Source organism: Myxococcales bacterium, assembly GCA_016699535.1.
Classification (GTDB): domain Bacteria; phylum Myxococcota_A; class Polyangia; order Polyangiales.
In genome coordinates this window covers 3583170-3608129 of record CP064980.1, presented here as the reverse complement: position 1 = coordinate 3608129, position 24960 = coordinate 3583170, and the positions used below count along the sequence as shown (strand labels likewise).

The window sequence follows — 24960 nt, the reverse complement described above, 5'->3', positions numbered from 1 at the left end:
AGAGCTCTGAAGGAAGCTTCCTACAAGGTGGGCATAAAGAGGGCCCAAAAGCTTGGGTTTTGGCAGGGGCGGCTCCTCGGTTATTGTTTGGTTGCCCAGCCGTGATAAAAGCGCCGCTATGGCGCAAGACAAAATAAAACCCGAAGAAGTACAGCATGTGGCCAATCTGGCTCGGCTTGCACTGAACGCAGAGCAACTTGAAGCAATGAGCGGTCAGCTCAACGCCATTTTGGAGTACATCGCGAGTTTGGATGCTTTGGATGTTCGCGGCGTTGAGCCAACCGTTTACCCGGGTTTGGATCAAATGAAGCTTCGTGAGGATGTTGTTAAAGACACCTTGGCACGTGATGAAGCTTTTGCCCAAGCGCCCAAGACCGCCGACGGTGGTTTTGCAGTACCGAAAGTGATGGAAGGCTAGACATGGAAAAGCTTTACCAATTGGGCGTCGTTGATATTGCCGACAAAGTTAGAAGTGGTGAGCTTGGGGCAGTCGAAGTAACGCAAGCGTTTTTGAATCGAGCAAGTGAACTCAATCCTAAGCTTGATGCCTTTCTGACTTTGGATGGAGAGCGTGCGCTGGCGCAAGCCGCACAAGTGGATCGCAAGCGAAAGCAAGGGAGTGATCCTGGAAAGCTTGCGGGTGTTCCCATCGCGCTAAAAGACAATATTTGTACGCGAGGAATCCGTACGACCTGCGCTTCAAAAATTCTGGAACACTATGTACCGCCTTACGATGCTCATGTGGTTGAGCGTTTAAGGGACGCTGGCGCAGTCGTCTTGGGCAAAACAAATCTTGATGAGTTTGCCATGGGCTCTTCAAACGAAAACTCGGCATACGCAACGGTTAAAAACCCATGGGAGCTAGGGCATGTGCCGGGTGGCTCCTCGGGTGGTTCTGCTGCAGCTACGGCGGCATCGCTGTGTGCTGTATCCTTAGGCAGCGATACTGGTGGATCCGTCAGGCAACCGGGTTCGTTTTGCGGTGTGATGGCAGTTAAGCCTACCTACGGACGCGTTTCGCGCTTCGGACTGATTGCCTTCGCTTCATCGCTTGATCAAATCGGACCGATGGCACGAAGCAGCAAAGATGCGGCGCGCACGCTTGCAGCGATTGCCGGCTACGATGATCGCGATGCGACGAGCGTGGAGCGGCCTGTGGATGACTACGAGGCGGCGTGCGGAAAGCCAATCAAGGGTTTGCGCATCGGGGTGGTCAAAGAGAGCTTTGCTGATGGGAGCGACCCTGAAGTCGTCTCGGCTCTCAAAGAAGCTATCAAGCAGCTGCAAGCGCAAGGCGCAAGTGTTGAAGAGCTCGAGTTGCCTCACGCAAAACATGCTGTATCGGTGTACTACCTTGTGGCGACCGCTGAAGCGTCCTCAAACTTGGCGCGTTTTGATGGCATGCGTTATGGACTTCGAGTCGATGGCGAAGATCTTCGTGATACCTACAACAAGTCACGCGGGCAAGGCTTTGGTCCGGAAGTCAAACGACGCATTATGCTCGGAACCTATGCACTTTCAGCGGGTTACTACGATGCCTTTTATCTCAAGGCGACCAAAGTCCGCACCTTGATCCGCAACGACTACACCGAGGCTTTCAAAAACTGTGATGTGGTCCTTTCGCCAACCGCTCCGACACCAGCGTTTGCTTTCGGGGCACGCACTGGGGATCCTCTGGCGATGTATTTGGAGGATATCTTTACCTTACCTGCGAGCTTGGCTGGGGTTCCAGCGGTCAATGTGCCTTGTGGTTTTTCAAAAAACGGTTTGCCAATCGGCATGCAACTTTGTGCACCGGCTTTTGAAGAAGGGCTGCTTTTTAAGGTGGCTTCTGCGTACGAGCAGCTAAGCGATTGGCATCTAAAGCGACCTTCTGAGTTTGCCTAGTGTCTGAGCTACTTTCCAGAGCGCCTCTTAGCGAAGAAAAGATATTTTCGATCGAATACGATCCGATTGATGCGCAAGTACTGCTTTTGGATCAACGGCTTTTGCCGCACGAGATCAAGTACTATCGCTACGCCGGTGTAAGCGATGTTGCAAAAGCTATCACTGATATGGTGGTGCGTGGTGCCCCTGCGATTGGCATCACGGCAGGCTATGCGCTTGCGGCGCTCTCAAAACGCAGCACAGGGGCTGGTTTTTTTCAGGCTATTGAACGCGGCGCCGATGAGCTTGTGGCAGCCAGACCCACCGCTGTGAATTTAAAATGGGCAGCAGCACGCATGCTCGAGACGGCGCGACTCATTCAGGATGAAGCGCACGAAACAAGAGCAGCGCGCATGCAGCAAGAAGCAGAGGCTATTCATCTCGAGGATCTTCATGCTTGCAAAACCATGGGAAAGCTCGGCGCTGAGCATGTACCGGATGGCGGCACAGTCGTGACACATTGCAATACCGGCGCGCTAGCCACCGGAGGCTACGGTACAGCGCTTGGTGTGATCCGAGCAGCTCATGCCATGGGTAAAGATTTCAAAGTGTTTTGTTGCGAGACACGACCTTATTTGCAAGGGGCGCGCTTGAGCGCATGGGAGCTCAGCGAAGCCGGAATTGATGTCGAAGTGATTACCGATTCGATGGCTGGGCATTTTCTGAAGCGCGGGGAAATCAACTTTGCCGTAGTTGGCTCGGACCGCATTGCTGCCAATGGCGATGTTGCCAACAAAATAGGAACATACGGTCTGGCTGTTTTGTGTAGAGCGCATGATGTGCCCTTTACTGTAGCTGCTCCCTGGAGCACGGTGGATCTTGAAACTCCCAATGGAGAAGCGATTCCGATCGAAGAGCGTAGCTCAGAAGAAGTGGCTACGATCTTCGGCAAGCGTATCGTGGCAAAAGGAATCGTTTGCCGTCATCCGGCGTTTGATGTGACGCCTGCAAAGTACGTGGACTATGTCTTCACAGAGCGAGGAAGCTTCCGTCCTGCGCAGGGTGAAGGCCCAAGTTTATTTTCTCGATCGCTAGGCCTAAAGTCGCAGTAAGCTTGCGCCCCAATGCAAGCCAGCGCCCAATGCCAAGAAGCAGAGCAAGTCACCCTTTTTGACGCGACCTTCCAAAATCAACTCATCGAGCAAAATGGGAATAGTGGCGGCAGAGGTGTTGCCGTATTTAGCAATGTTTGAGGGAATCTTTTCTGTTGGAACTTTAAGAGAGTGCCTTACTGCTTCGTTGATGCGGTCGTTGGCTTGATGCGCGACGAAATAGTCGATGTCATCGATGTTGATATTGCAGCGCAGACACACTTCACGCACGGCCTTCGGAAGACGAACAGCGGCGCTCTTAAATAAATCGCGTCCTTGCATGCGTGGGTAAAGATCGTCGTTTTCGAGAGTCTCTTTTGAAACGTAAGGGTGTTTTGTGAAACCACCGCCTTGCACGTAGATGAGTTTGACATCGCGACCGTCTGTGTAGAGTGCGCTACCGATCAAGCCATGGCCTTCGATTTCGGACTTGCGTAGTACGAAGGCGCCGGCGCCATCGCCGAAAAGGACCGATACACCGCGTTGGCGGGTGGCTTTATCCCAGTCTTCTTGTGGGATTTTATTTTGAGCACGTCCACGAACGGTATCCCAATCGTTCCAGGGCATAAAACCTGATTGAACTTCAGCACCTACCAGCAGAACAGTATTCGCAGCGCCGGTGTTAATCAGACCGTCGGCTACCTGTAAAGCAAATGGAATTGCTGCGCACTGCATACGAATATCCAGGGCTGGTACGCCCGGAATACCAAGCTTTGCACCCAGTAATCCACCTGAACCTGGATAGACAAATTCGGGTGTCATGGTCGCGCAAAGAATGTAGTCAACCTCTTCGGGGCTGACTTTGGCAGCCTTAAGTGCTCGAACGGCGGCTTCTTTTCCAAGGTCGCTGCTGCCGGTGCCGTCTTCGGCATAGTAGCGTTGACGAATGCCAGTGCGCTGATGAATCCAATCGTCATTGGTATCCATGACGCGCGCAAGGGCATCGTTGTGTACGGGTTCGCCTGGGACAAAATGTCCGGTTCCGATGATCGTTGTGCCTGGCATAAAACTTGAGGGATCCTTACCAGGGCTCGGGGCTTGGCGCTAGTGGTATTTCCCCGCTTTTGTCTGAAAAAAACACGACAATAAGCTATGTTAGCTAAAAAACGCAGCTGAGCTCAGGTTGATTCAAGGCGCCATAGGTCTTCATAATTTTCGCGCGTGCGGACCGTTCGGAAGGTGCTTTTATGGACAAGCACTTCGGCAGGGCGGCGTCGGGCATTGTAGTTCGAGGCCATAGCGGAGGAGTAGGCGCCTGCATTGCCGATAGCGACTAAAGTTTGCTCACTAAGAGGAGGTAGCTCTCGATCCAAGGCGATGAAATCGGCGGTTTCGCAAACCGGGCCCACCACATCGGTAACAACACTTTTTGCCTGAGTGATGGATTCGCCGACGGGCCAGATGGGGTGGTAGGCCTGGTAGAGCGCAGGTCGCAACAGTTCAGTCATTGCGGCATCGAGTACGGTGAAAAGCTTATCGCCTTGCGTTTTGGTGAGCAAAACGCGGCTGAGCAACACACCACTTGGTCCCACAATGGAACGACCCGGTTCAACTTGAATGCTAAGACCGAGCTGCGTAGCGCCCGCCCTCTTTATTCCTTCTTCGATGGCCTGTCCGTAGGCCTGAAGCGGTGGATGATTTTTTTCTTCGTTACCATAGTTGATGGGCCATCCGCCTCCAGCATCAAGTGTTTGAAGCTCTGCGCCTTTGGCGATTAAATCTTTGGCAAGCAATGCGACGATTTCGATGGCATCCCGTAGAGGCTCGGCTGAAGGAAGCTGAGAGCCAATATGGCACGCAAGGCCTTTTAGTTTGAGATACGGGCTTTGTTTAATGTTTCATAAAGCGCCCGTGCTTTTTCGATATCAAGGCCAATTTGTGCTTTTTAGACCCGTGGAAATATAGGGGTGGGTTTTGGCGTCGATGTTTGGGTTAACTCGGAAAGACAGTTTGGCTTCGCATTTGAGTTCTTGGCAGATGGCGTTGATGTGGTCGAGCTCCGCTTCGCTCTCCACATGGATGGACCGAATCTTTGCTTTGATTGCGGTGTAAAGCTCCTCTTTGCTTTTTCCAACTCCGCTAAAGACAATGCGTTCTGAAGAAAACCCCGCTTTTTGACAACGTGCCAGTTCACCTCCGGAAACGATATCTGCTCCGGATCCAAGTTCACGCAGTAGATTCAAGATGGCTAAGTTGCCATTGGCTTTCACAGCATAAGAAATCTCATGCGGAGCAAAAGACAAAGAGGCGTCAATCGCTTTGTAAGCTTTTTCGATGGCGGCTGAGCTGTAAACGAAGCAGGGTGTATCGGTTGCTTCGGCAATGCGCTCAAGTGATACGCCGTCGATATGCAAAGTGCCGTTTTGGTACGAAAAGGGTGTCCCAGATAAAGAGGGTAAAGACATGGTATCCTTTTAATCAGTTTTTAGATGGAAATGCCGCGGCTTTTAAGACGTTTTTGCAGCGCATGCAGTGCTTCTTTAACCCGCTTTTTCGACGGGCCACCAAAAACGTCACGGCGTTCGATAGCGGTTTCAGGATCGAGAACCGCATAAATGTCTTGCTCGATAAGAGGGCTTATGTTTTTCATGTCACTTAACTCAAGCTCATTAAGTGTTTTACCGAGCTTGATGGCTTTTTGAACTAACTGTCCGGCGATGCTGTGTGCTTCTCTAAACGGTACATCCTTTGTGCTCAGATAATCGGCAATTTCGGTGGCATCGAGATAGCCTGTGCGAAGCGCAGCTTTCATCGTCTCGCTATGAAAGGTGGCGGCATCAAGCATGGCTGCCATGACACGAAGCGAGCTGTGCAATGAATCAAAGGCCTCAAACGCGGGGGCTTTGTCTTCTTGCATGTCGCGATTGTAGGTCAGAGGGAGACCCTTTAAAGTGACGAGTAAGTTTACGAGATTGCCGACGGCTCTGCCGGTCTTACCTCGAACAAGCTCGGCCATGTCCGGATTTTTCTTTTGAGGCATCATTGAAGAGCCGGTGGTAAAGGCATCGCCCAAATCAACGAAAGCAAACTCTTGGCTGCTCCACAACACGAGCTCCTCACAGAGGCGTGAAAGATGAACTGCACAAAGTGAGATAGCAAAAAGAAATTCAGCTAGAAAATCACGATCGGATACGGCATCAAGCGAATTGCTCATCGGGCGTTCAAATGCGAGTTCTTTCGCCGTCTGGTGCCGATCGATAGGAAAGGTCGTGGTGCTAAGTGCACCGGCTCCAAGGGGGCATTCGTTTAGACGTGAGTTTGCATCGATGAAACGGCTGCGGTCCCTTTCGAATTTTTCAGACCAAGCAAGCAAATGATGCGCCAGCCGTGTGGGTTGGGCGCGTTGAAGGTGCGTGTAGCCAGGCAGTAGCGTGTCTTGATGTTGCTCTGCTCGTTCGTAAAGAACGGTAAGAAGTTGGTCAAGATCGTTGATGAGGTCGACTGTGGCTTGCCGTGTCCAAAGACGCATATCAGTTGCAACTTGGTCGTTCCGGCTTCGTGCGGTATGCAAGCGCCCACCGACTTCACCAACGCGAGAAGTGAGCAAGGCTTCTATATTCATATGAATATCTTCAAGCTTTGGATCCCACTTTAATTTTCCAGCGCTCACTTCATCGCGGATTTGTTCAAGCCCTGCGAGGAGGGCTTTGGCCTCATCGTCTTTTCGGATCTTGGTCGATTGGAGCATGTGGACGTGGGCTATCGAGCCTTGAATGTCGCAGAGGGCAAGGCGCTGATCGACCTCGACCGAAGCGCTGAAATCCGCAGCTAATTCATCGACTCCCTGCTCGAAGCGTCCACCCCAGATTTTGCTAGACGTCATATTTGATCTCCTACCATGAACGGCATGGGACGCGGAGGTCAATTCGTCGTTGCAAGCGCCGTGGCGCAAGCAAGGCGTAAAAATCAAGCGCAAAGGCGGCCAAAGCCCCGATCATGATAGGGAGTTGTCCAAACATGGTGTTTGCCATAAGACAGCTTCCGACGGTGAGGGCTGCGAAGATTTTTTTGCGGATGCCGCGGTGGCAGGCCTGCGCAATCCACAGACCATCGGCCGCATCTCGCAAGTCGCTACCCACCAAAGCCATGCTGTCGTTAAAGGAAACGCCTTTGCCAGCGGAGCTTAGTGGGATGGGTATATTCGCTTCTCGCAGAAGGATTTCATCAAGGCTCGGATCCCCAACGACTGCCACTACGCTTCCTCCTTCGCGGAGTTTTTTAATTTCATGGGCGCGCTCGGGGGGCGAAAGTTCAGCTTTGATGTAATCAATACCAAGGTGTGCAGCCATGACTTCGACTGTACGTTTTTGGTCTCCCGAAAGGAGCATGACTTCGATGCCAAGGTCGGAGAGACGTTGGACGGCGACTCTGGCATGTGGGCTTGGCTCATCTTGCATAGCAAAGACAGCCACCATTTTTCCGCCGATGGCGACCAATACCGTGGTGCGGCCAAGCGTTTCAGCTTTTTTTAGGGTTTCTTCTGCAACGGCGATGCTAACGCCTTGATTGAGCAGCATTTGCCGATTACCGATCACAAAAGCTTCTCCCTCTTGTGTGTTTCCGGTGATCCCTTCTCCAGGACTGAGTGTCGGGTGCGCGAGAGCTGTCGGCTCTTTGCAGTGGTCACTGGCGTAACGTACTAAGGCCTGGGCGATAGGCTGTTGGCTAAAGTTGCTTTCCGCGGAGAGAATCAGCGCGAGGGCTTTACTCATCGCACTGTTATCGATCCATTCGACATCAACGACTTGCAATCGGCCTTCTGTGACAATGCCGCGGCTTCGTGCGGCCACGGTGTCCACTGCACCAGCTCGATATAACGCATGAAGATCATTAAAAAAGATCCCGCGATTTTGCGCTGAGAACGAAGCAAGCAAGAGCTGGATATAGCCACTGCGAGACAGGGATACAAAAGGGGTGACGACACAAAGCAACCCAAGCATGCCGAGTTTGCTTGCGATACCATCGACAATAATGAGTAAAAATAGAGCTGCAAAAGCAAAGGCAACCAAGCCCCAACGGTACATGGCTTGATGCAGGGTTGCGGGTGACAGCGGTGTCTTTAGGATGGTGCGCGGCGAACTTAGCGATCGCAAAGGTAGGCGTTGATCGCGCGTGGCTGTCGCTACCATGCGTAGCGCACCTCGAACCACTTGGGTTCCTGCAATAAGATTCTGTCCTGGCCTGACGGATATGAGTGTCTTTGAAGCCGGGAAGGGAAAGGCTTCTGCTTGTCCAGCGCGAATCGTTCCGTCAACAGGTGCGCTATCGCCCGCAAGAAGCAAGATCTCCTCTCCCACCGATACTTCTTCACTATTGCAAAGATCAAAAGCAACCTGAGTTGGGTTCCGATCGTCCTGTCGTGGCTTTTTGGCAATGTGCGGTAGGGCCTTGCGCATGCTGCGCAGGATGGCCACTATGGGCCGCAAAACTTGTATTTCTGTGTAGACGCGAAACAGAACCACCAACGAACAACAAGCCGCGCCGGCTAATACGAAGCTGGCATTGCTTTTCTCGGCTACGAGCATCCACGCTTGCGCATTGATGAGTAAGGTACCAATGCAGCCCAGTCCCAGAAAAATGTTTCGAGTTAAATGTTTTTCTCGAACAACATAGAACGCGATGCCAACGCTTGTGGTGCTAAGTGCGGTGCAAAGAAGTGCTATCCATGAGCGTGCTGCAAAAGCAGCCATCAGAAGGGATAGCGTAGAGAGTGTCACGGCGGCGATGAACCAGCGGCGCCTTGTTTCGATTAAAAAGCCTGGCGACTGAATGCTGTTGGTGTTAACGGGAGCAAGCGGCACGGGCGATCGTGATACACGAGCAGGGCGAAGCGCTTCGAAGCTTGGCCGTGCACTATGTTCCTTGAGTTTTTTTAAGCACTGATCGGAGCAGAAAAAGGACAAGCCCTCTTCAAATGCAACAACATGAGGTGCACGCAGTTGGTCCATGCTTGCGCCGCAACCACTGCAGGGGAGAGTATCTTGTTTCATTTCAGCAATCACAGGCAGCGGATTAGCGTGCTTTTTTACTGCAGACAACTGGAAAACCAGTTCCATCCAATCACAGCACAAATACGGTGTCTGTTTGATGCTGTAACTTAGGGGTATCGTTGCTCAAACTTGAAATATAGCTTGGTATTCCTTGATCTACGCGCCCCGGTCCGTGGCGAGCTTGCTGAGCTTCCCGCAGTGACATCAGAAGGGCAGTGTCTTAGTTGGTCTCTTCTTCTCCAGTATCAACATAGATCCAGGTTCCTGGGCGGTCGCGGGAAGAAAACAAAGAGTGCCAACCATTGGGAAGGGTGGGCTCCGACCATTGAAAGAGCCATCGGGCATCAATGGGCGACAGATTAACACAGCCGTGACTACGAGTTTGCCCGAAACGGTTGTGCCAAAAAGCACCATGCAATGCATAGCTGCCACTGTAGTACATCACCCAGGGTACATCTTCGATGCTATAAGCCTGTTCTTGCGAAGTGAAATCATCCATGGTGGTGCTTACGTGCTTGGAGACCATGCGAAACACACCAGGCGGCGTTTCAAAGTCTTTTTTTCCGGTGGATGCAAGGGTGGCAAAAACGGGCTTGTCGCCTTCATAAGCGATAACTGTTTGTTGTTTGAGATTGATGTGAATCCATTTTTCGCCTACTGGGATAATTGCAGGCCGGCGAACTGCTTTAGCGATACGCACTGCTGTCATGCGAGCGGCAATCTCTTCACGGCTTAGTACGTACGCCTTGCCTTCATGAATAAAGTTATCGTTTTTTAAGGCCAAGGGTGTGTGACGAGGCAAATCGTAAAGTACTTTGAGCTTGTTCTCCGAAGGGTTGTATTGATAAGCACGCGTGTAAGCTCGCCATACAAAAGCAAGCGGCAAGGACCAAACGCCACCGACAATGACTCCTCGCATGGGTGGAGCTGTTACTTCAACAATGTCATCGGCACGTAGAAATCCACCTCGTATTGTTCGGAAGAAATCTTGTCCTTCATGATTTTCAAAACGATCGAGGCTTACATAGTATCCCGCTTGCATTCGCATGCGAATGAAGTCCGGAAGGGCTTCTTCTTCCGTCGCCTCTTCTACCGCCGGGTTAGTCTCAGGTACAGCTTCCGGTTGCTCGTCACTTGCAGAAGCTTGCTCTTCCTCAGGGGCTGGATCTTCACCGTCTACTGTGGAGTTTTGAAGTTTTTGTGTGCGTTCGGCGATGCGTTTCATGATTTGCATCGCTTGAATTTCCTCTTCACGACTGGGAAGGCGCCAGTACTGTGGGCTGCCTTCTCGGACCACTCGTCCATAGGGGTAGGGCAGCGCGCTATCCAAGGCCGGCGGCATGGGTACCCACTTATCCTCGTTGTCTTGCTCTGGCTTCTGTAAAGCAAAGCCTTGGGCTGTGCATGCAAAGCCATTGCCCGGCAGGCGTAACCATTTTCCTTTGCAACCTTCGCCTTGCTCAACCAGTGCGGCGCGAAAAGGTGCCGCGTCGTGCCGCTCCAGCCACGGCCGATGTGGTTTTGGGCTCTGAGTAGATTCGAGCGATGTGCCATTCAACGGTTCCTAGCAACGGGTACTGTGCGGCAAAAGCTTGAGAAACCTGTTCTTTGATATCTTCTTGGGAAGAACGTTCTTCGATTGTCGTGTCGTGGGTTTTCGGCTGCGTAGGAGCACTTAGTTTTCCAAGCACGGAAGGTGTGTCTTTGCCTTCCCGTTTTCCACAACCAGAAACAGTTTCAAAGATAAGCAGAGATAAGATTAGCAGGACGATAGAGTAGCGCATGTTAAGTTGATTCACTTCGTTAACCTGAACCTTCTACTTTCTAGTTCAAGTGTCTAGAAAATAGCAGGGAATTGCTGTAATTTTTCATAGCGTCATCCTAATTTTTCAATTACAGTGTCGGGTTTTATCTATAGTTTCAAAACATTCAAGACCGTTATGTCAACAGACCTGCTTCGAGAACACGCCATCGAGCTCCTAAAGAACAACGACCAAGGTGCTTTTACGGTACCTTCACAGCGTCTGTATCCTCATCAATGGGCGTGGGACTCGGCATTTGCTGCCATGGGCTGGTCTCACTTTAATACTGATCGTGCCTGGGTTGAATTGGAAACACTCTTTGCAACCGCATGGCCAGATGGTCGTATCCCCCACATTTATTTTCACAATCCTGACGCACGCTATTTTCCTTGTCCGGCGATTTGGAAGGATTACTCCAGCACGAGTGTCACTCAACCGCCCATGTGGTCAACAGCACTAAGGATGTTGTTTTCAAGAGATCCCAATCGTGAGCGGCTCCTTCCTCTGCTTTCAAAGTTGGATGCTTCGTTGTGCTTCTTCTCAGAGCAACGTGATCCCTGTGGCTTGGGCGCAATTGCGGTAGCTCATCCTTGGGAAAGCGGATTGGACAACAGCCCCGCATGGGATGCTGCTTTGGAGCGCATCGATATTTCCGAGGTTCCGTCATTTAATCGTGTTGATAACACTGTCGTTACAGAGGCCGAGCAACGACCTGATGATACAACCTACAAACGTTACCTAGCTTTAGTGCAAGAGATTGCGGACAATGGCTTTGGGCGTGGCAGTTTCAGTGTCTACGATCCTTTCATGACATCGGTGGTGATTCGTGCCGAAGACGATCTTGCTTGGCTAGCCAAGCAATGTGATTTTCGGAGTGAGGCATTGTTGCGTGCAAAGCGCATTCGGGAAGGCCTCGAGCAGCATCTATGGCATCCAGACAAAGAACGTTATTGCTATAAAGATGCCTTTGATTTGAAATTCATCGAGTCGGATACCATTGGATGCTATATGCCTCTTTGGTGTGGCGTAAAAAAGGAGCGTGAAGACGCACTTCGCGAGGGTTTGCGCTCTCGCTTCACTACCCCGTACCCCTATCCTTCAACGTCGCCCACAGACGCAAAGTTCGAGCCACGTCGCTACTGGCGAGGGCCGACTTGGATCAATACCAACTGGATGTTAAATGACGCTGTAGATATTGATTTGGCCGAGTTAAGTCTGGCTCTGGTTGAAAACTCAGGCTTCTATGAGTACTTTGAAGCGCAGACAGGTGAAGGCCTTGGTGCAGAAAGTTTCACATGGACTGCTGCGCTCGTTTTGGAATTTCTAGCACAAAAAAACGGCTAAGCTTTTATTGCCAGTGGGCTCCCCAAAAGCCATGTGCGAGATAACGCGTTTTTCCGGCTATCAAGCGCTGGCGGGTTTTAAACAAAGTAGCATCAAAAACAACATAGTCCGCGACAAAGTCGGGAAGGTTGTTTGCCGCTGCAATACTTTGAGGCGTTGTGCCACTTTGAACAATCACATAACGCTCGCGATTTAAGGGATTAGGATAGATGAAGCGCGCTCCAAGCTCTTTGCCTTTGAATTCGTTGCCTTGAATGGTTATGCCATCATGTGTGATCTGGATCGGTAGCTTGGAAGCGATCTTTTAGAACGATATTGTCATCTGGCGTTCCATAAAGGACGATGTTGTTGTTTTTGATTTGAGCCTCGCTAAGTTCGCTATCGGCAACTACTGGTTGTGAGAAAAACCAAAGCCATAAAGGCCAGCCGCGGGCAGCTTTGGTTGCGCTTTGTTCTAACAAGGAACGAGTGCTTTCATTCTGACTGCCGTAGACATGCACGGCGGGCTCATAATAGCCGTCCGTGAGTGGGCCGCTTAGGCCAGGTTTCTTCTCAAGTGTGCTAGTCTCTGGATATGCAAGTCTCCATTTTCCATTCTGATGGACTACATTAACACGATGCCCTAACGCATCTCGCTTGCCTTCAAAGACTGCCTCGCCGTTGATCTGTAGTTTGAGCTCCCTGTTGGGGGACAAAGGTAAGTCCTGCGCATAAATGCGAAGTGCCGATGCCCCTTTGCTCTTTATACTCAGCGTTGAGTCTTCGATTTTTCCGTCGATTTCAGCTAGAGCGGGATAACCATCAAAACGGGTGACTTCCAGCCAATGTTGGCGATTGGCGCGAAAATCAGAAGTCACCATCTTTATTTGTGCAGGATGTGGATTGCGCACGACTCGAGTAAGGTCTTCAAAAAGTTTTTCTCGTCGCTCTACGATATAGAGGATATCGTGGCCCGCATCGTACCAGCGGTTTTTATAAGGGATGTTTTTACGTTGCAGCAGCGCTTCGAATTCTTCGACATAGTGTGGCCGCATTGGTCCGGTATCGGTGCGTCCGTGATAAAAACGGAAATCGGTGTTGTGAGCGTTGCGTGCCAAATCAAAGCCTGAGACCTGCGCGAGAAGTGCGCGTTCAACACTCGATGGGCTACCTCCGGCGTATTGGTGCCATCCAGGTGCTCCGGCCATAGCGATGACTGCGCTAAAGCGCCAAGCTTGGCGAAGCCCTATGCTATAGGCACCGAGTCCGCCGTTTGATATCCCAGCTAGGGACCACACGGTTGGGATCGACACTGTATTGGCTCTTGACGTCAGAGATGACATCAAGCACATCTTGTTCGCCCATCCAGCGCCAAAGCACTTGTCCATAACCATCCGGGGCAACCACGATCCATTCTGGAAAGTGCCGTGGCTCAAAAGAGTCGTACAAATGCTGAGGATAACTTTTCCAATTTAAGTTGTTCCCAAGCACCACCCCTAAAAACAAATTACCGTTTGATGATCCTCCGTGAAGCACAATCATAAGCGGGTACTGTTTATTCGGATCGTATGTGGGCGGAATGTAGATGGCATAGCCTTGCCGTTTAGATGACAGTTTGCTCTTGTAGCCTCGTGGCGTGATTTTTCCTTTTAGCTGAGGATAGGGATCTTTTCCCGACTGCACGCTTTTAAAAGTGCTGCGGCACGTTTTATCCATGCCCCGGATTGCGCCGGATGGCTGTGTTTGATCCGTTCTGCAACATCCAGTGTATAGCCCACGCTATGCAGTGAGCTTTCCGAAACCTTGGAATTGCCGGAAAATTCGTGCTCGAGGCTTTTTCTGAGTAGTTCAATTGAAGGCCCAGACTCGGCCGTCACCGAGCTGCTAGCCAAAAGAGTCACAATGCAGTAAGCCAAACGCCGCATGCCACAACGCTAGCGTTGTTTTTGCTAAAAATATACGGGCGAGGAAAAAAATGAACACACGTATTGAAAGTGATTCGATGGGAGACATCGAAGTTCCCTCTGATAAATACTATGGCGCGCAAACAGCACGCTCAAGAATGAATTTCGTATTGGTAGCGAGCGCATGCCACGTGAAATTCTCCGAGCCTTTGGTATTCTCAAAAAAGCGGCAGCACTCAGCAATCACGAGCTCGGAAACCTGGAAAAAGAGCTGTGTGACCTTATCGTTCGCGCAGCCGATGAGGTCATCGATGGCCGTTTGGATGAACATTTCCCGTTGGTTGTGTGGCAAACGGGCTCGGGCACCCAAAGCAACATGAACGTCAATGAGGTTATTTCAAACCGAGCCATCGAGCTTGCAGGCGGGCAGATTGGTTCGAAAAAGCCAGTGCACCCCAACGATCATGTGAATCGTTCACAATCCTCCAACGATACCTTTCCTACAGCCATGCACATTGCTGCCGTAGAGCAAATCGAGCGGCACCTGCTCCCCGCGGTAAAGAAGTTGCACGATACGCTAGACAAGAAGGCTGTCGCTTTTAAAGACATTGTGAAAATCGGCCGCACTCATCTTCAAGATGCCACCCCGCTCACACTTGGCCAGGAGATCAGCGGTTGGGTCGCGCAGCTCAAGAGCGCTTCTGAAGCGGTACAGGGAACACTTAAACAGCTTCGAGCAATTCCTTTGGGTGGCACTGCCGTAGGTACAGGCCTTAACACTGACATCAAGTATGCTCCTATGGTCGCTAAGAAAATAAGTGATATCTCGGGTACACAGTTTGATAGTGCTGAGAATAAATTTGCAGGTCTTGCCGCGCACGACACCTTTGTAGGAAGCAGCGGTGCGCTAAAACAACTTGCAGCGGCATGCATGAAAATTGCAAATGATGTGCGTTGGCTTGCTTCCGGTCCGCGTTGCGGCATAGGCGAAATCAGTATTCCTGAAAATGAGCCTGGCAGCTCCATCATGCCCGGCAAAGTTAACCCAACTCAAAGTGAGGCGCTAACCATGGTGTGCGTGCAGGTTTTCGGCAACGATGCCGCGGTTGGTTTTGCTGGCAGTCAAGGCAACTTCGAACTCAACGTCTTCAAACCCGTAATTGCCTACAATCTGCTTCAATCAGTGCGTTTGCTTGGCGATGCTATCACGAGTTTCAATGACCATTGTGCCATTGGCATTGAAGCCAATCTTGCGACCATTGAGCGCAACGTAAATAACTCCCTTATGCTGGTGACAGCATTGAATCCTAAAATCGGCTATGACAACGCGGCTAAGATAGCAAAACATGCGCACAAAACAGGCGGGACACTAAAAGAAGCTGCTGTCGAGCTTGGTTTCCTTTCTGCAAAAGAATTTGATGAAGTCGTACGACCCGAAACCATGTTAGGACCGAAAGCTTAGTTTATGGCGGTTGAAATTCGCGAACATCGTTTAGGCAAAGACCTCGACGATTTTATTCGAGCAGGACATGTGGTCTTTAATGCTGATCCGGCATGGGTTCCGCCACTGGAAATGGATTTGCGCGAGCGACTCACGCCCAGGAAAAACCCTTTCTTTTTGCATGGTGAAGCGACCCTGTTTACCGCTTGGAAAAACGGCAAATTAGTCGGGCGCTGTTCAGCCCAAATTGATCGTGAACACTTGCGGATTCACAAAGATGAAACAGGGTTTTTTGGTTTTTTTGATACACTTAATGATCCTGAAGTCGGTCATGCGCTCTTGCGCAAGGCTGAAGCTTGGCTTGCCGAGCGCGGCGTGAAGCGTATCCGGGGACCGTATTCCTTGAACATCAACGAAGAAGTGGGCTTGCTGATAGACGGTTTTGAGCACCCACCTGTGATTCTCATGCCGCATTCACGGCAGTATCAAGCCGGCATTGTCGAAAGTGCTGGTTTCAGCAAATGCAAAGACCTTTTTGCTTGGCGTTACGATGTAGACGAGGTTCCGGCGCGCGCCAAAAAAGCTTGGGAGCAGATTCAGTTGCTTCCTGAAGTAAGGATGCGTTGCGTTGATAAGTCGCGCATGGAAGAAGAACTCAAGAGCATCATGGAGATATTCAATGATGCCTGGAAAGAAAATTGGGGCTTTGTTCCGGCTACACGTGAAGAAGTGGATAAGATCGCCAAGGACCTCAAGCTAATCATTGATGAGCGCGTTGCTTTCTTTGCTGAGATTAATGGCAGACCCATGGGGATATGTATTTGCATCCCCAATCTCAACGAAGCCATACGTGACATCGACGGCAAACTCTTTCCAACCGGTCTGCTTAAGATCCTGTGGCGCATGAAAATCAACAAACCCCGAAGTGGTCGGTTGATGATGCTAGGGATTCGAGAAGAGATCAGAGGCATCAAGCGCTATGGCGGACTCTCTACGGCGATGTACGTCGAACTTATTCGACGCGCGCAACCCTGCGGCTATCGTTGGGCTGAACTGTCGTGGACCTTGGAAGATAACCGCCTCATCAACCTTGCGATCAAAGCCATGGGTGCCAAGATCTACAAAACTTACCGAATCTATGAAAAAGAGATTGCTGCTTCGAACCCTTCTGTGTAAGGACGAGACCTCCGCGTGTTGCGGTGGACCACGAATGAATGCCGAGTTGTTGTAGTGCATCCAAGGTTTGTTGATGGGGATGGCCAAAGGGATTGTCTTTTCCGCTGCTGAGCACTGCAAGGTCCGGCGCGACTGCCTGCAAAAAAGCCATAGAACTTGAGGTGCGGGATCCATGGTGGGCTACTTTCAATACCTCGGCTTGCAATGGACTTCTTTGACGGATTAACTCAGCCTCGGCCTCGGCCTCAATGTCGCCTGTAAATAGATAGCGACCTTTTGCGTAGGCAATTGAGATGACTAGCGAGTTGTCGTTGACGTCATAGCTCGCATCGAAACTAGGGCAGGGCCAAAGGACATGAATCTCGGCGCCGCCCTCCGATAGATCATTGTTGCAAAGGGTCTGTGCTGTAAGCAAGCGTGCTCCCTTTTTTGAGCCAGAGCAAGTAGCTTGGCGTAGCCCCCCTCGGGATTTTCTTGCAAGGCCTGCCCGCTATCCCAAATCTCTGTAATTTTGATTTCCTCAAGCAAAGCAGCCAATCCAGCATAGTGATCGGGATGCGGATGGCTAATGGCAAGAATATCAATGCGCTCTCGTCGACGTGCTTTGAGCAGTGGCAAGACTGCCTTCGCCCCGGGATCCCATTTGCCTAAAGGATCTCCTCCTGTGTCGATCATCATGAGTTTGCCGTTGGGCAGATCAATCAGAGCGGCGTCTCCTTGGCCCACGTCAAGAAAACTAACGCGCAGCGCGCCTGTTGGTTTTTCAGTGTAGCGCAAGTGTGCTTCTGCTAAAAAAAGAGCCAGCAAAGCAAGTGCAGCAACGATGCTTCGTTTTTGCTTTCTCTCGCTCGCAAGAAAAAACAGAGAAAACGGTGCAGCGATCAGTCCTTGAAGCAAGCTTGGCGGAGGGAGAACTTGTCCAAATGAAATTTGCGCGAGCCATGCATTGGCTGAATGCATCCATTCCGATCCCCGTGAAAGCACGAAAGCTGAATACTCGGCGACTCCCAAGCCAAGCGTAGCCAAGAAGGTATGAATAAAGCACAGGGGCAGTAGCGTCACGCTAAGCAAAGGAAGCAGAATGACGTTGCTAAGAAGACCGACTAAAGGAAGCGAGGAAAAACACCACCAAAGTAGTGGCGCAGTTGCGATGAAACTTCGATAGGCAGTGGTCCAATGTGTTTTGAGAAAGCTAAATCTGGCAGCGCTGCCAATCAGACTAGCGGTAGCCATGATCGAAAGCAGAAAAGCCGGTTGCAAACTACGAACGGGATCGAAGACACAGAATAGGACTAGCGATGCCGCCACTGTGCGAATCGTACAAGGCTGTCGACTAAACGCAGTAGCGCTCCAGCTCAGGATGGCCGTAAGAGCTGCACGCCAAGCGCTGGGTGAGCCATTAGCCACGAGCGCAACAAACACGACAAAAGGAAGCGCTGTTACATAAGCGAGTGGTTTAATGTCAAATCGTTTTGAGAGCAGGGGCGTGCTTTGAAGTAAGCGACGGATCACTAAAAGAAAAATTCCGGCGATGAGGCTGACATGCAGCCCTGAGACCGCAAGCAGATGCGCCATGCCTGCTTTGCGAAAAGCAGCTTTATCATCGGGATCCATGAGAGCCGATTCGCCCAGCACCCACGCGCAACCAAGCGCTGCAGTGCGGCGGCCAAGTGTTTGCTGAAGCCGGCTTCGTATCCTTGAGCGAAGTGTTTGTATCTTCTCGAGAAAAAGATTTCGTGAGACTGTCTGTATGGTTTCAGGTGCGATGATCCATGCACTCGCAGAAGGTCGTTCGGCCTCTCCAAAGGACCAAGTGGGATGCGGACTGGGGTTGTCGAAACGAGAGAAGCTTTTTATTTTTAAGAACACTGAAAGTTCTGCACCCAGAGGGAATTCTCGGGGATACACGTAGAGCTTTGTGCCAGGCTCCATTGCTGTTTTGTTAATAAGGTGTTTACCGCTAAGCACGGACACCAAGGAGCGGGGCCCGCCACGCGTATGGTCTGTTTTTTCGACTCTGATGCGCAACACATACGGTCCTGATTGCGGTACAGTTTTGCCGCGTGCGCGTGGTAGTTGAAGGAGGATGCCGCAACAAAGTGACAGCATTAGCAATTGAGACAACACTCTGCAGCCTTCTCGCAGATTGTTCCTTCGTTGCAGTAAAGCAATGATTGCGAGTACAAACACTCCAACGATGATTTTCAACGCGGTGCTTGAAGCAAAGGCTTCGCGTAAAAACAAAGAGCTTAGCCAAGCGATCCCTACTGCGACGACAAAGGGCATGCCACTTGACGGCAGGCAAAATGAGTGCCTGCTTGTAGTCTCAATGATTTCAATGTCTTGTCGGGTCGCAATGTCGGCATTCGCCCACAGCGTCTGCCGTTCCGCTAAACGAAGTGGCGAGCTTGGCGCTGTGGATTATAATAAGGAAAGTGGACTATATTAAACCGATCTTGCTCGCCTCTGTGCTTGCGATGGCGAGTTGCCAGAGTTTTGATGCAACGCTTCTGAGCGATCCACAAGTAGAGCCCTGTGAAGGAGCAGACTGTCAGAGCACTTTTGTCGATCAGGACGGAGATGGCTTTGCCGAGCAGGTCGATTGCGATGATCAGAACAGCTCTGTGGGTTCCCGCTCAGAACGGAGCTGCCAGAGCGAATGTGCCGATGGCATTCAAGACTGCGTCAATGGTGTCTGGCAAAGTTGTGATGCGCCAGCCGATTGCAGTTGTACGGTGCCCGATTCTCGACAAACAAGTTGTCAGCAATGTGGCACTCAAGCACAAAGCTGTGTTGATGGCACATGGAGCAATGATGGTAGTTGCACCAATCAAGGCGCCTGTGCCGTTGGCGCGCTCGAGCAAAACGGCAGCTGCGGGATGTGCGGAACCCTGCAACGCAGTTGCAATGAGACTTGCGGCTGGGACGACTATGCCTGCGTTGCTGAAGGAGTGTGCACGCCGGGACAAAGCGAAACCGAGAGCGAAAGCTGTGGAAGCTGCGGCAACGCTCGACAGCGTTCGCGTAGTTGTGGACAAGATTGCCAATGGCAAGCTTGGGGTGACTGGAGCGCATGCTCCAACATTCAAGACTGTATCCCGGGCGAGCAGGACTCGGAGCAACGCGCTTGCGGACAGTGCGGCACCGGAACACAAAGTCGACAGCGATCATGCAGTAGCAGTTGCGTCTGGAACACGTGGAGTAGTTGGAGCAGCTGTTCCGGGGAAAGCTATGAGTGTGTGGCAGGCACTATCGATACCCAGGAACAGAGCTGCGGCAGCAACGGCATGCAAGAACGCTATCGAAGCTGTTCTTCCGCAACATGCACTTGGGGCGTCTGGAGCAGTTGGTCAACCTGTGAACAGGTGTGTGCCCCTAGTTGTCCTGCCGCAGGGACGCGCCCTAAAACCTGCAGCGGCGTGAGCGTGATGTCTTCAGATGGTTGTTCACAGGGCGATCAGCAATTGTGGCGCTGCATTAATGGGACCTGGTTTGCTCAGGGTGGTTGTTGCGATCCCCTAATTTGCTGATTACACTCTATAAGTACTGTTGCAGAATAGTTCGGGTTGTTAGGAAACAGCCCTTATAGTACTGGATTTCCGGTGTTGAATGTGAAAGAGACGAGTATGTCGCAGAAGCCAGCAATCGAGAGAAAACCGCAATTTAATCTCACTCCAAAAGCAATCGCTATGGGCAAGCAAAAGCTGAGCGAAGCCGAAGAAGCCGTATTGGGTTTGAGGTTGGGGGTGCGAGGCGGCGGATGCTCGGGCGTAAGCTACGCTGTGGCATTTGCCCAAAACCAACGCGAAAACGACCATGTCTTTGACTACGATGGCTTGCGTGTGTTTATCGATGCCAAAAGCATGAAAATCCTCGAAGGATGCATCTTGGACTGGGAAGACAAACTGATTGGCTACGGCTTCAAATTCGTCAACCCCAAAGCCAAGAGCGGTTGTGGCTGCGGCAGCTCATTTGCTCTTTAGTAACAAAATTGCCGCTAGTGCATCTGGCATGATTTACATGGAATTATGCCAGATTTGGCGTTTTTAAGGCTGAATACATGCCAAAAGTGTCCGGATGCAGTGGGATGTTACTTATGACTGGAAATAGTACTATTTTCGTACTATATAGCCAGCATGGTTCGCATTGGAAAACTAACTGACTACGCCATCGTGCTTAGCACGCAGATGGCGCAGCGACCAGAGGATTTGCACAGTGTGCGAGGTCTTTCTGAAAGCACAAAAATACCCAGCCCTACGGTAAGCAAGGTGCTTAAACAGCTCGTTCGCGCCGGTATCTTTTCTTCTGAGCGTGGCGTTAATGGCGGCTATCGGATGAACGGCATGCCAGCCGAGGTGAGCATTGCGGAAATCATCGAGGCGATGGAAGGTCCGATCGCTCTGACCGAATGCAGTATTCCCTCTGAGAATCCCTGCGACAGACAGAGCGACGGTGGTGCACATACCAACTGGGCGCTGATCAATACGGCAGTGTTCAAAGCCCTGTCCACGGTTTCCTTAGCGGACATGAACCATTCTGAATCGGCGAAGCTGGTACCGCTTCAGTTGGTCAAACATCGCGAGCCTTTAGAGCCCGCTGCAGTCGAATCGGAATAAGTCATGAGTAGGAAAGTGAAAGAAAAAAATAAAGAGCTTAATGCTTTCATCAGTCGCGACTACGATGCAGGTTTTATCACCAACATTGAGCAAGACTACGCGCCACCGGGTCTGAGCGAAGAAATCGTTCGTTTTATTTCGAAAAAGAAAAATGAACCCGATTGGCTATTGCAATGGCGACTCAAAGCCTATCGTCATTGGACTACGTTGAAAGAACCCACCTGGGCTCATGTCGAGTATCCATCGATCGATTTTCAGTCCATCTCTTATTATGCCGCACCGAAGTCCAAAGAGAATGCGCCGAAGAGTTTGGAAGAAGTCGATCCTGAACTCTTAAAAACCTATGAAAAACTTGGCATTCCCTTAGCTGAGCGTGCAGCGCTTGCGGGCGTTGCGGTGGATGCGGTCTTCGACAGTGTTTCGGTTGCAACGACCTTTAAAGGGCGACTAAAGGATGAGGGAATTTTGTTTTGTTCTTTTTCCGAAGCTGTTCAAGAGTATCCGGAACTAATTAAAAAGTACCTTGGCTCCGTCGTTCCTCACACGGATAACTTCTACGCTGCACTGAATTCGGCTGTCTTTAGCGATGGCTCCTTTGTCTACATTCCCAAAGGTGTGCGTTGTCCCATGGAGCTTTCCACCTATTTCCGCATTAACGCTGCTAATACCGGTCAGTTTGAGCGCACGCTGGTTGTTGCCGATGATCAAAGCTATGTCAGCTACCTTGAAGGTTGCACCGCACCGATGCGCGATGAAAACCAACTGCATGCTGCGGTCGTTGAACTGGTAGCCCTCGAAAGCGCACAAATCAAATATTCCACTGTGCAAAACTGGTATCCCGGAGACAAAAACGGCAAAGGCGGGATCTATAATTTTGTAACCAAGCGCGGCAACTGCCTAGGGAAGGGCTCTAAGATTTCATGGACTCAGGTTGAAACCGGCTCTGCGATCACTTGGAAGTACCCAAGCTGTATCCTAAAGGGTGACAACTCCATTGGTGAGTTTTATTCGGTTGCGCTCAGCAACAATCGACAGCAAGCCGATACCGGTACCAAGATGATTCATCTTGGTAAAAACACCAGCAGCACAATCGTGTCCAAAGGTATTTCGGCTGGGCATGGCAAACAAACCTACCGTGGTTTGGTCAAAATTATGAAAAACGCCCAGGGCGCGCGTAACCATACCCAATGTGATTCACTGCTTATTGGCGATACCTGCACTGCGGATACTGTCCCCTATGTTGAAGTGCGTAACGCATCGGCGAAGCTCGAGCACGAAGCTACAACTTCGCGCATTGGCGAAGATCAACTCTTTTACTGCAAGCAACGAGGACTAAGCGAAGAAGATGCCGTGAGTTTGATTGTTAATGGCTTTTGTAAAGAAGTGATTAAAGAACTTCCGATGGAGTTTGCTGTTGAAGCTCAGAAGCTTCTCGGCGTGAGTTTGGAAGGTGCTGTTGGATAGGGCCTGTTTTGACAAATAAGTTTATGCGGCGCAAGCGACCGCATAACAAACGAGTTCGCGTGGCGCTAGAGCCCGCGTAACAAGCGAGTTCGCGCGGGGCAAGCGCCCGCTCAATTTTGTGAACGTACTGGAGTATATCGATGTTGGAACTGCAAAACCTCCACGCAAGTGTGGATGGCAAAGAAATCCTTAAGGGTGTCAATCTCAAACTGGAGACCGGACAGGTGCATGCGATCATGGGACCTAACGGATCCGGTAAGAGTACGCTGTCGTATTTGCTGGCGGGTCGCGACGGCTACGAGGTGACAAAAGGCAAGATGCTTTTTGATGGTAAAGACCTTCTAGAGATGTCGGTCGAAGAGCGTGCTCGAGAAGGTATGTTTTTGGGTTTTCAGTACCCTGTGGAGATTCCTGGTGTCAGCAATATGTATTTTCTCAAGGCGGGCATGAACGCCATCCGCAAGCATCGCGATCTACCGCCCATCGATGCAGTGGATTTTCTGAAACTATCCAAAGAAAAGATGGCGTTGCTCAAGCTTGATGAAAGTTTCTCAAGACGCGGTGTCAACGAAGGCTTCAGCGGTGGCGAGAAAAAGCGGAATGAGATTTTTCAAATGGCCATGCTAGAGCCTAAGCTTGCGATATTGGATGAAACCGATTCTGGACTTGATATCGATGCCTTAAAAGTCGTTGCAGACGGAGTGAATGCGCTGCGATCAAAGGATCGCTCTATGCTGCTCATTACACACTACCAGCGCCTCTTGGATTACATTGTGCCGGATCAAATTCATGTGCTAGTCGATGGCAGGATTGTCGAGTCGGGCGACAAAGATATTGCTTTGCGTCTTGAAAAAGAAGGATACGGCAAGCATGAAAACAGTCCCAATCAGTTTGAGGGGCCCTCTGTATGAGCGAGGTAGCAAAAGAACGCTCAGAGCTTGAACAAAGTTTAGTGGCCAAGCTTAGTCATCTTCCCTTGAGTCAGGAAACTGCTTGGCTTAGCAAGCTGCGTGCTGAAGCTGCCAAGCATGTGATTGAACATGGTCTTCCCGCGAGCAAAAATGAAGCTTGGCGTTTTGTCCCGATGAACGATTTGCTTGCGTCATCTTTTGATTCCTTAAGTGATGCGCCGGTACAACCCTCGGCGCATCGCAATTCCTCTCAAGCTCCGGTGCTCTGTCAAAATGGCAGCTACTCGCTCAAAAAGCAAAAGCATCTCTCAGGCCTTAGCATCACGACCCTGCATGCTGCGAATACAAAAGATAAAGAAGCCATGGCTTTTTTCTTGGCTCGCATAGCAAAACAACGTGATGCCTGGTTTGAACTCAACACGGCTCTGTTCTCGGATCTGCTTTGGATCAACGTCGAAAAAGGTGCGCAGATTAAAACGCCCATCGACGTAGAGTACATCATCTCGCGGAGCAGTGGTAATGCGCTTGTGCATCCTCGCGTACTAATTACACTTGGTGAAAGTAGCGAATGCACTGTGGTCGAGCATTTTTTGCCGGCTCAGGATTCCGCCGGGCTTCATCTTAGCAATTCGGTGGTCGAAACCGTTATCGGTGCCAATGCAAACTTGCACCATTTTCGAATCTTCAGTGGCAGTGAGCAAGATTATCATCTTTACCAATACCATGCGCGTATCGAGAGTGACGGGCATCTGGATTCGCATAGCTATTCGATGCAAGGAGCCTTTCGGCGTGAAGATTTATCGATCACGCTCAATGCTCAGGGTAGCGAGTGCAGTCTCGAGGGTTGCTACATTACGGATAACGATGAATTTTCTGGGCACTACACCACGGTAGAGCATACTTGTCCCCGAGCGTTAAGCGCTCAACGTTATCGCGGCGTGCTTGCTGCTCAAAGTCAGGCCGTGTTTGATGGCGGCATTAAAGTGGCGCGTGATGCTCAAAAAAGTTCGGCGACTCAAGAGAATCACAACTTGCTTTTGTCCGACAGCGCCGTGATTCATACCAAACCACAGCTGCAGATTGATGCCGATGATGTCAAGTGCAGCCACGGCGCCACGGTGGGTCAACTTGATCCCGTGCAGATGTTTTATCTTCGAACGCGAGGCATTGATGAGCAGCACGCCAAAGCGCTCTTGACTTATGGCTTCGTGCGTGAGCTTTTGCAAGCTGCGCAGAACCTTCCAGTGTTCAAGGCTTTGCAAACCACCTTATTGAGTCGTCTGGGCGCTGAACAGGTGCTGGAGGAGCTGTGCTAA

23 protein-coding genes and 1 pseudogene are annotated in these 24960 nt (G+C 50.9%); 12 read left to right on the top strand and 12 right to left on the bottom strand.

Annotation, left to right across the window (positions count from 1 at the left end; genetic code table 11):
- Positions 1-118 precede the first annotated feature (118 nt).
- From gatC to mtnA, 3 genes are read left to right on the top strand one after another with little or no spacing between them, the layout of a single operon-like run.
- Positions 119-418, top strand: a complete 300-nt coding sequence (gene gatC, locus IPJ88_17000) for an Asp-tRNA(Asn)/Glu-tRNA(Gln) amidotransferase subunit GatC (protein ID QQR89846.1) — start codon at positions 119-121, stop codon at positions 416-418.
- A gap of 2 nt (positions 419-420) precedes the next feature.
- On the top strand, positions 421-1887 hold the full coding sequence (gatA, locus tag IPJ88_16995) for an Asp-tRNA(Asn)/Glu-tRNA(Gln) amidotransferase subunit GatA (GenBank protein QQR89845.1): 1467 nt from the start codon (positions 421-423) through the stop codon (positions 1885-1887).
- A gap of 41 nt (positions 1888-1928) precedes the next feature.
- Positions 1929-2978 carry an S-methyl-5-thioribose-1-phosphate isomerase gene (mtnA, locus tag IPJ88_16990; GenBank protein QQR92072.1) on the top strand — a complete coding sequence of 350 codons (1050 nt, stop codon included), beginning with the start codon at positions 1929-1931 and terminating at the stop codon, positions 2976-2978.
- Here mtnA and IPJ88_16985 read toward each other — a convergent pair.
- From IPJ88_16985 to IPJ88_16955, 7 genes are all read right to left on the bottom strand, one after another.
- Positions 2964-4022 carry a ketoacyl-ACP synthase III gene (locus tag IPJ88_16985; protein QQR89844.1) on the bottom strand — a complete coding sequence of 353 codons (1059 nt, stop codon included), beginning with the start codon at positions 4020-4022 and terminating at the stop codon, positions 2964-2966. The two genes, mtnA and IPJ88_16985, sit on opposite strands and share 15 nt — an antisense overlap.
- Before the next feature lie 113 nt (positions 4023-4135).
- Positions 4136-4750, bottom strand: coding sequence for a hypothetical protein (locus IPJ88_16980; GenBank protein ID QQR89843.1), 615 nt, complete (start codon positions 4748-4750; stop codon positions 4136-4138).
- Positions 4751-4882: 132 nt separating this feature from the next.
- On the bottom strand, positions 4883-5422 hold the full coding sequence (locus tag IPJ88_16975; protein QQR89842.1) for a hypothetical protein: 540 nt from the start codon (positions 5420-5422) through the stop codon (positions 4883-4885).
- A 20-nt stretch (positions 5423-5442) separates the two neighbouring features.
- Positions 5443-6840: an argininosuccinate lyase gene (gene argH / locus IPJ88_16970; protein ID QQR89841.1), complete on the bottom strand. Its 1398-nt coding sequence runs from the start codon at positions 6838-6840 to the stop codon at positions 5443-5445.
- A 10-nt stretch (positions 6841-6850) separates the two neighbouring features.
- Positions 6851-9073, bottom strand: coding sequence for a cation-translocating P-type ATPase (locus IPJ88_16965; protein QQR89840.1), 2223 nt, complete (start codon positions 9071-9073; stop codon positions 6851-6853).
- 154 nt (positions 9074-9227) lie between these two features.
- Positions 9228-10565 carry a L,D-transpeptidase gene (locus tag IPJ88_16960; GenBank protein QQR89839.1) on the bottom strand — a complete coding sequence of 446 codons (1338 nt, stop codon included), beginning with the start codon at positions 10563-10565 and terminating at the stop codon, positions 9228-9230.
- Positions 10468-10806, bottom strand: coding sequence for a hypothetical protein (locus IPJ88_16955; protein ID QQR89838.1), 339 nt, complete (start codon positions 10804-10806; stop codon positions 10468-10470). Before IPJ88_16955 ends, IPJ88_16960 begins: the two co-directional genes overlap by 98 nt.
- Positions 10807-10947: 141 nt before the next feature.
- Between IPJ88_16955 and IPJ88_16950 the strand changes: the two genes are divergently transcribed.
- Entirely contained in the window at positions 10948-12153 is a 1206-nt protein-coding gene (locus IPJ88_16950) for a hypothetical protein (protein ID QQR89837.1), read from the top strand.
- A gap of 4 nt (positions 12154-12157) precedes the next feature.
- Here the strand turns inward: IPJ88_16950 and IPJ88_16945 are convergent, their stop codons facing one another.
- The 4 genes from IPJ88_16945 to IPJ88_16930 all read right to left on the bottom strand — a co-directional run bounded on the left by IPJ88_16945 (position 12158) and on the right by IPJ88_16930 (position 14057).
- A complete protein-coding gene (locus IPJ88_16945) occupies positions 12158-12331 on the bottom strand; it encodes a hypothetical protein (GenBank protein QQR89836.1) in 174 nt (57 codons plus the stop codon).
- Between the two features lie 88 nt (positions 12332-12419).
- Entirely contained in the window at positions 12420-13340 is a 921-nt protein-coding gene (locus IPJ88_16940) for a hypothetical protein (protein ID QQR89835.1), read from the bottom strand.
- Positions 13341-13383: 43 nt separating this feature from the next.
- Positions 13384-13815, bottom strand: coding sequence for a hypothetical protein (locus IPJ88_16935; protein QQR89834.1), 432 nt, complete (start codon positions 13813-13815; stop codon positions 13384-13386).
- Entirely contained in the window at positions 13782-14057 is a 276-nt protein-coding gene (locus IPJ88_16930; GenBank protein ID QQR89833.1) for a hypothetical protein, read from the bottom strand. The genes IPJ88_16935 and IPJ88_16930 overlap by 34 nt, the downstream gene beginning before the upstream one ends.
- Before the next feature lie 50 nt (positions 14058-14107).
- Between IPJ88_16930 and fumC the strand changes: the two are divergent.
- Both fumC and IPJ88_16920 read left to right on the top strand, forming a co-directional pair.
- Positions 14108-15498: pseudogene (gene fumC / locus IPJ88_16925) on the top strand (class II fumarate hydratase).
- A gap of 3 nt (positions 15499-15501) precedes the next feature.
- Positions 15502-16653 carry a hypothetical protein gene (locus IPJ88_16920; protein QQR89832.1) on the top strand — a complete coding sequence of 384 codons (1152 nt, stop codon included), beginning with the start codon at positions 15502-15504 and terminating at the stop codon, positions 16651-16653.
- A gap of 297 nt (positions 16654-16950) precedes the next feature.
- Here IPJ88_16920 and IPJ88_16915 read toward each other — a convergent pair whose 3' ends face one another.
- The gene (locus IPJ88_16915; GenBank protein ID QQR89831.1) at positions 16951-18939 is read right to left on the bottom strand and encodes a ComEC/Rec2 family competence protein; all 1989 of its coding nucleotides are present in this window, start codon (positions 18937-18939) and stop codon (positions 16951-16953) included.
- Positions 18940-19088: 149 nt separating this feature from the next.
- Here IPJ88_16915 and IPJ88_16910 point away from each other — a divergent pair, with 149 nt between their 5' ends.
- The 6 genes from IPJ88_16910 (at position 19089) to sufD (ending at position 24960) form a co-directional block, all read left to right on the top strand.
- Entirely contained in the window at positions 19089-20183 is a 1095-nt protein-coding gene (locus tag IPJ88_16910; protein QQR89830.1) for a hypothetical protein, read from the top strand.
- Between the two features lie 96 nt (positions 20184-20279).
- On the top strand, positions 20280-20636 hold the full coding sequence (locus tag IPJ88_16905; protein QQR89829.1) for an iron-sulfur cluster assembly accessory protein: 357 nt from the start codon (positions 20280-20282) through the stop codon (positions 20634-20636).
- Between the two features lie 153 nt (positions 20637-20789).
- Complete coding sequence (locus IPJ88_16900) at positions 20790-21269, top strand: SUF system Fe-S cluster assembly regulator (protein ID QQR89828.1); 480 nt, start codon at positions 20790-20792, stop codon at positions 21267-21269.
- A gap of 3 nt (positions 21270-21272) precedes the next feature.
- On the top strand, positions 21273-22733 hold the full coding sequence (gene sufB, locus IPJ88_16895; GenBank protein ID QQR89827.1) for a Fe-S cluster assembly protein SufB: 1461 nt from the start codon (positions 21273-21275) through the stop codon (positions 22731-22733).
- Positions 22734-22873: 140 nt separating this feature from the next.
- Positions 22874-23644, top strand: coding sequence for a Fe-S cluster assembly ATPase SufC (gene sufC, locus IPJ88_16890; GenBank protein ID QQR89826.1), 771 nt, complete (start codon positions 22874-22876; stop codon positions 23642-23644).
- Entirely contained in the window at positions 23641-24960 is a 1320-nt protein-coding gene (gene sufD, locus IPJ88_16885; GenBank protein ID QQR89825.1) for a Fe-S cluster assembly protein SufD, read from the top strand. The genes sufC and sufD overlap by 4 nt, the downstream gene beginning before the upstream one ends.

Coding starts and splice junctions, on each gene's coding strand:
- gatC (QQR89846.1), top strand. CDS start 119: ATGGCGCAAGACAAAATAAAACCCGAAGAAGTACAGCATGTGGCCAAT.
- gatA (QQR89845.1), top strand. CDS start 421: ATGGAAAAGCTTTACCAATTGGGCGTCGTTGATATTGCCGACAAAGTT.
- IPJ88_16985 (QQR89844.1), bottom strand. CDS start 4,022: ATGCCAGGCACAACGATCATCGGAACCGGACATTTTGTCCCAGGCGAA.
- IPJ88_16975 (QQR89842.1), bottom strand. CDS start 5,422: ATGTCTTTACCCTCTTTATCTGGGACACCCTTTTCGTACCAAAACGGC.
- argH (QQR89841.1), bottom strand. CDS start 6,840: ATGACGTCTAGCAAAATCTGGGGTGGACGCTTCGAGCAGGGAGTCGAT.
- IPJ88_16965 (QQR89840.1), bottom strand. CDS start 9,073: ATGGAACTGGTTTTCCAGTTGTCTGCAGTAAAAAAGCACGCTAATCCG.
- IPJ88_16950 (QQR89837.1), top strand. CDS start 10,948: ATGTCAACAGACCTGCTTCGAGAACACGCCATCGAGCTCCTAAAGAAC.
- IPJ88_16940 (QQR89835.1), bottom strand. CDS start 13,340: ATGGCCGGAGCACCTGGATGGCACCAATACGCCGGAGGTAGCCCATCG.
- IPJ88_16930 (QQR89833.1), bottom strand. CDS start 14,057: ATGCGGCGTTTGGCTTACTGCATTGTGACTCTTTTGGCTAGCAGCTCG.
- IPJ88_16920 (QQR89832.1), top strand. CDS start 15,502: ATGGCGGTTGAAATTCGCGAACATCGTTTAGGCAAAGACCTCGACGAT.
- IPJ88_16915 (QQR89831.1), bottom strand. CDS start 18,939: ATGCCCTTTGTCGTCGCAGTAGGGATCGCTTGGCTAAGCTCTTTGTTT.
- IPJ88_16905 (QQR89829.1), top strand. CDS start 20,280: ATGTCGCAGAAGCCAGCAATCGAGAGAAAACCGCAATTTAATCTCACT.
- IPJ88_16900 (QQR89828.1), top strand. CDS start 20,790: ATGGTTCGCATTGGAAAACTAACTGACTACGCCATCGTGCTTAGCACG.
- sufB (QQR89827.1), top strand. CDS start 21,273: ATGAGTAGGAAAGTGAAAGAAAAAAATAAAGAGCTTAATGCTTTCATC.
- sufC (QQR89826.1), top strand. CDS start 22,874: ATGTTGGAACTGCAAAACCTCCACGCAAGTGTGGATGGCAAAGAAATC.
- sufD (QQR89825.1), top strand. CDS start 23,641: ATGAGCGAGGTAGCAAAAGAACGCTCAGAGCTTGAACAAAGTTTAGTG.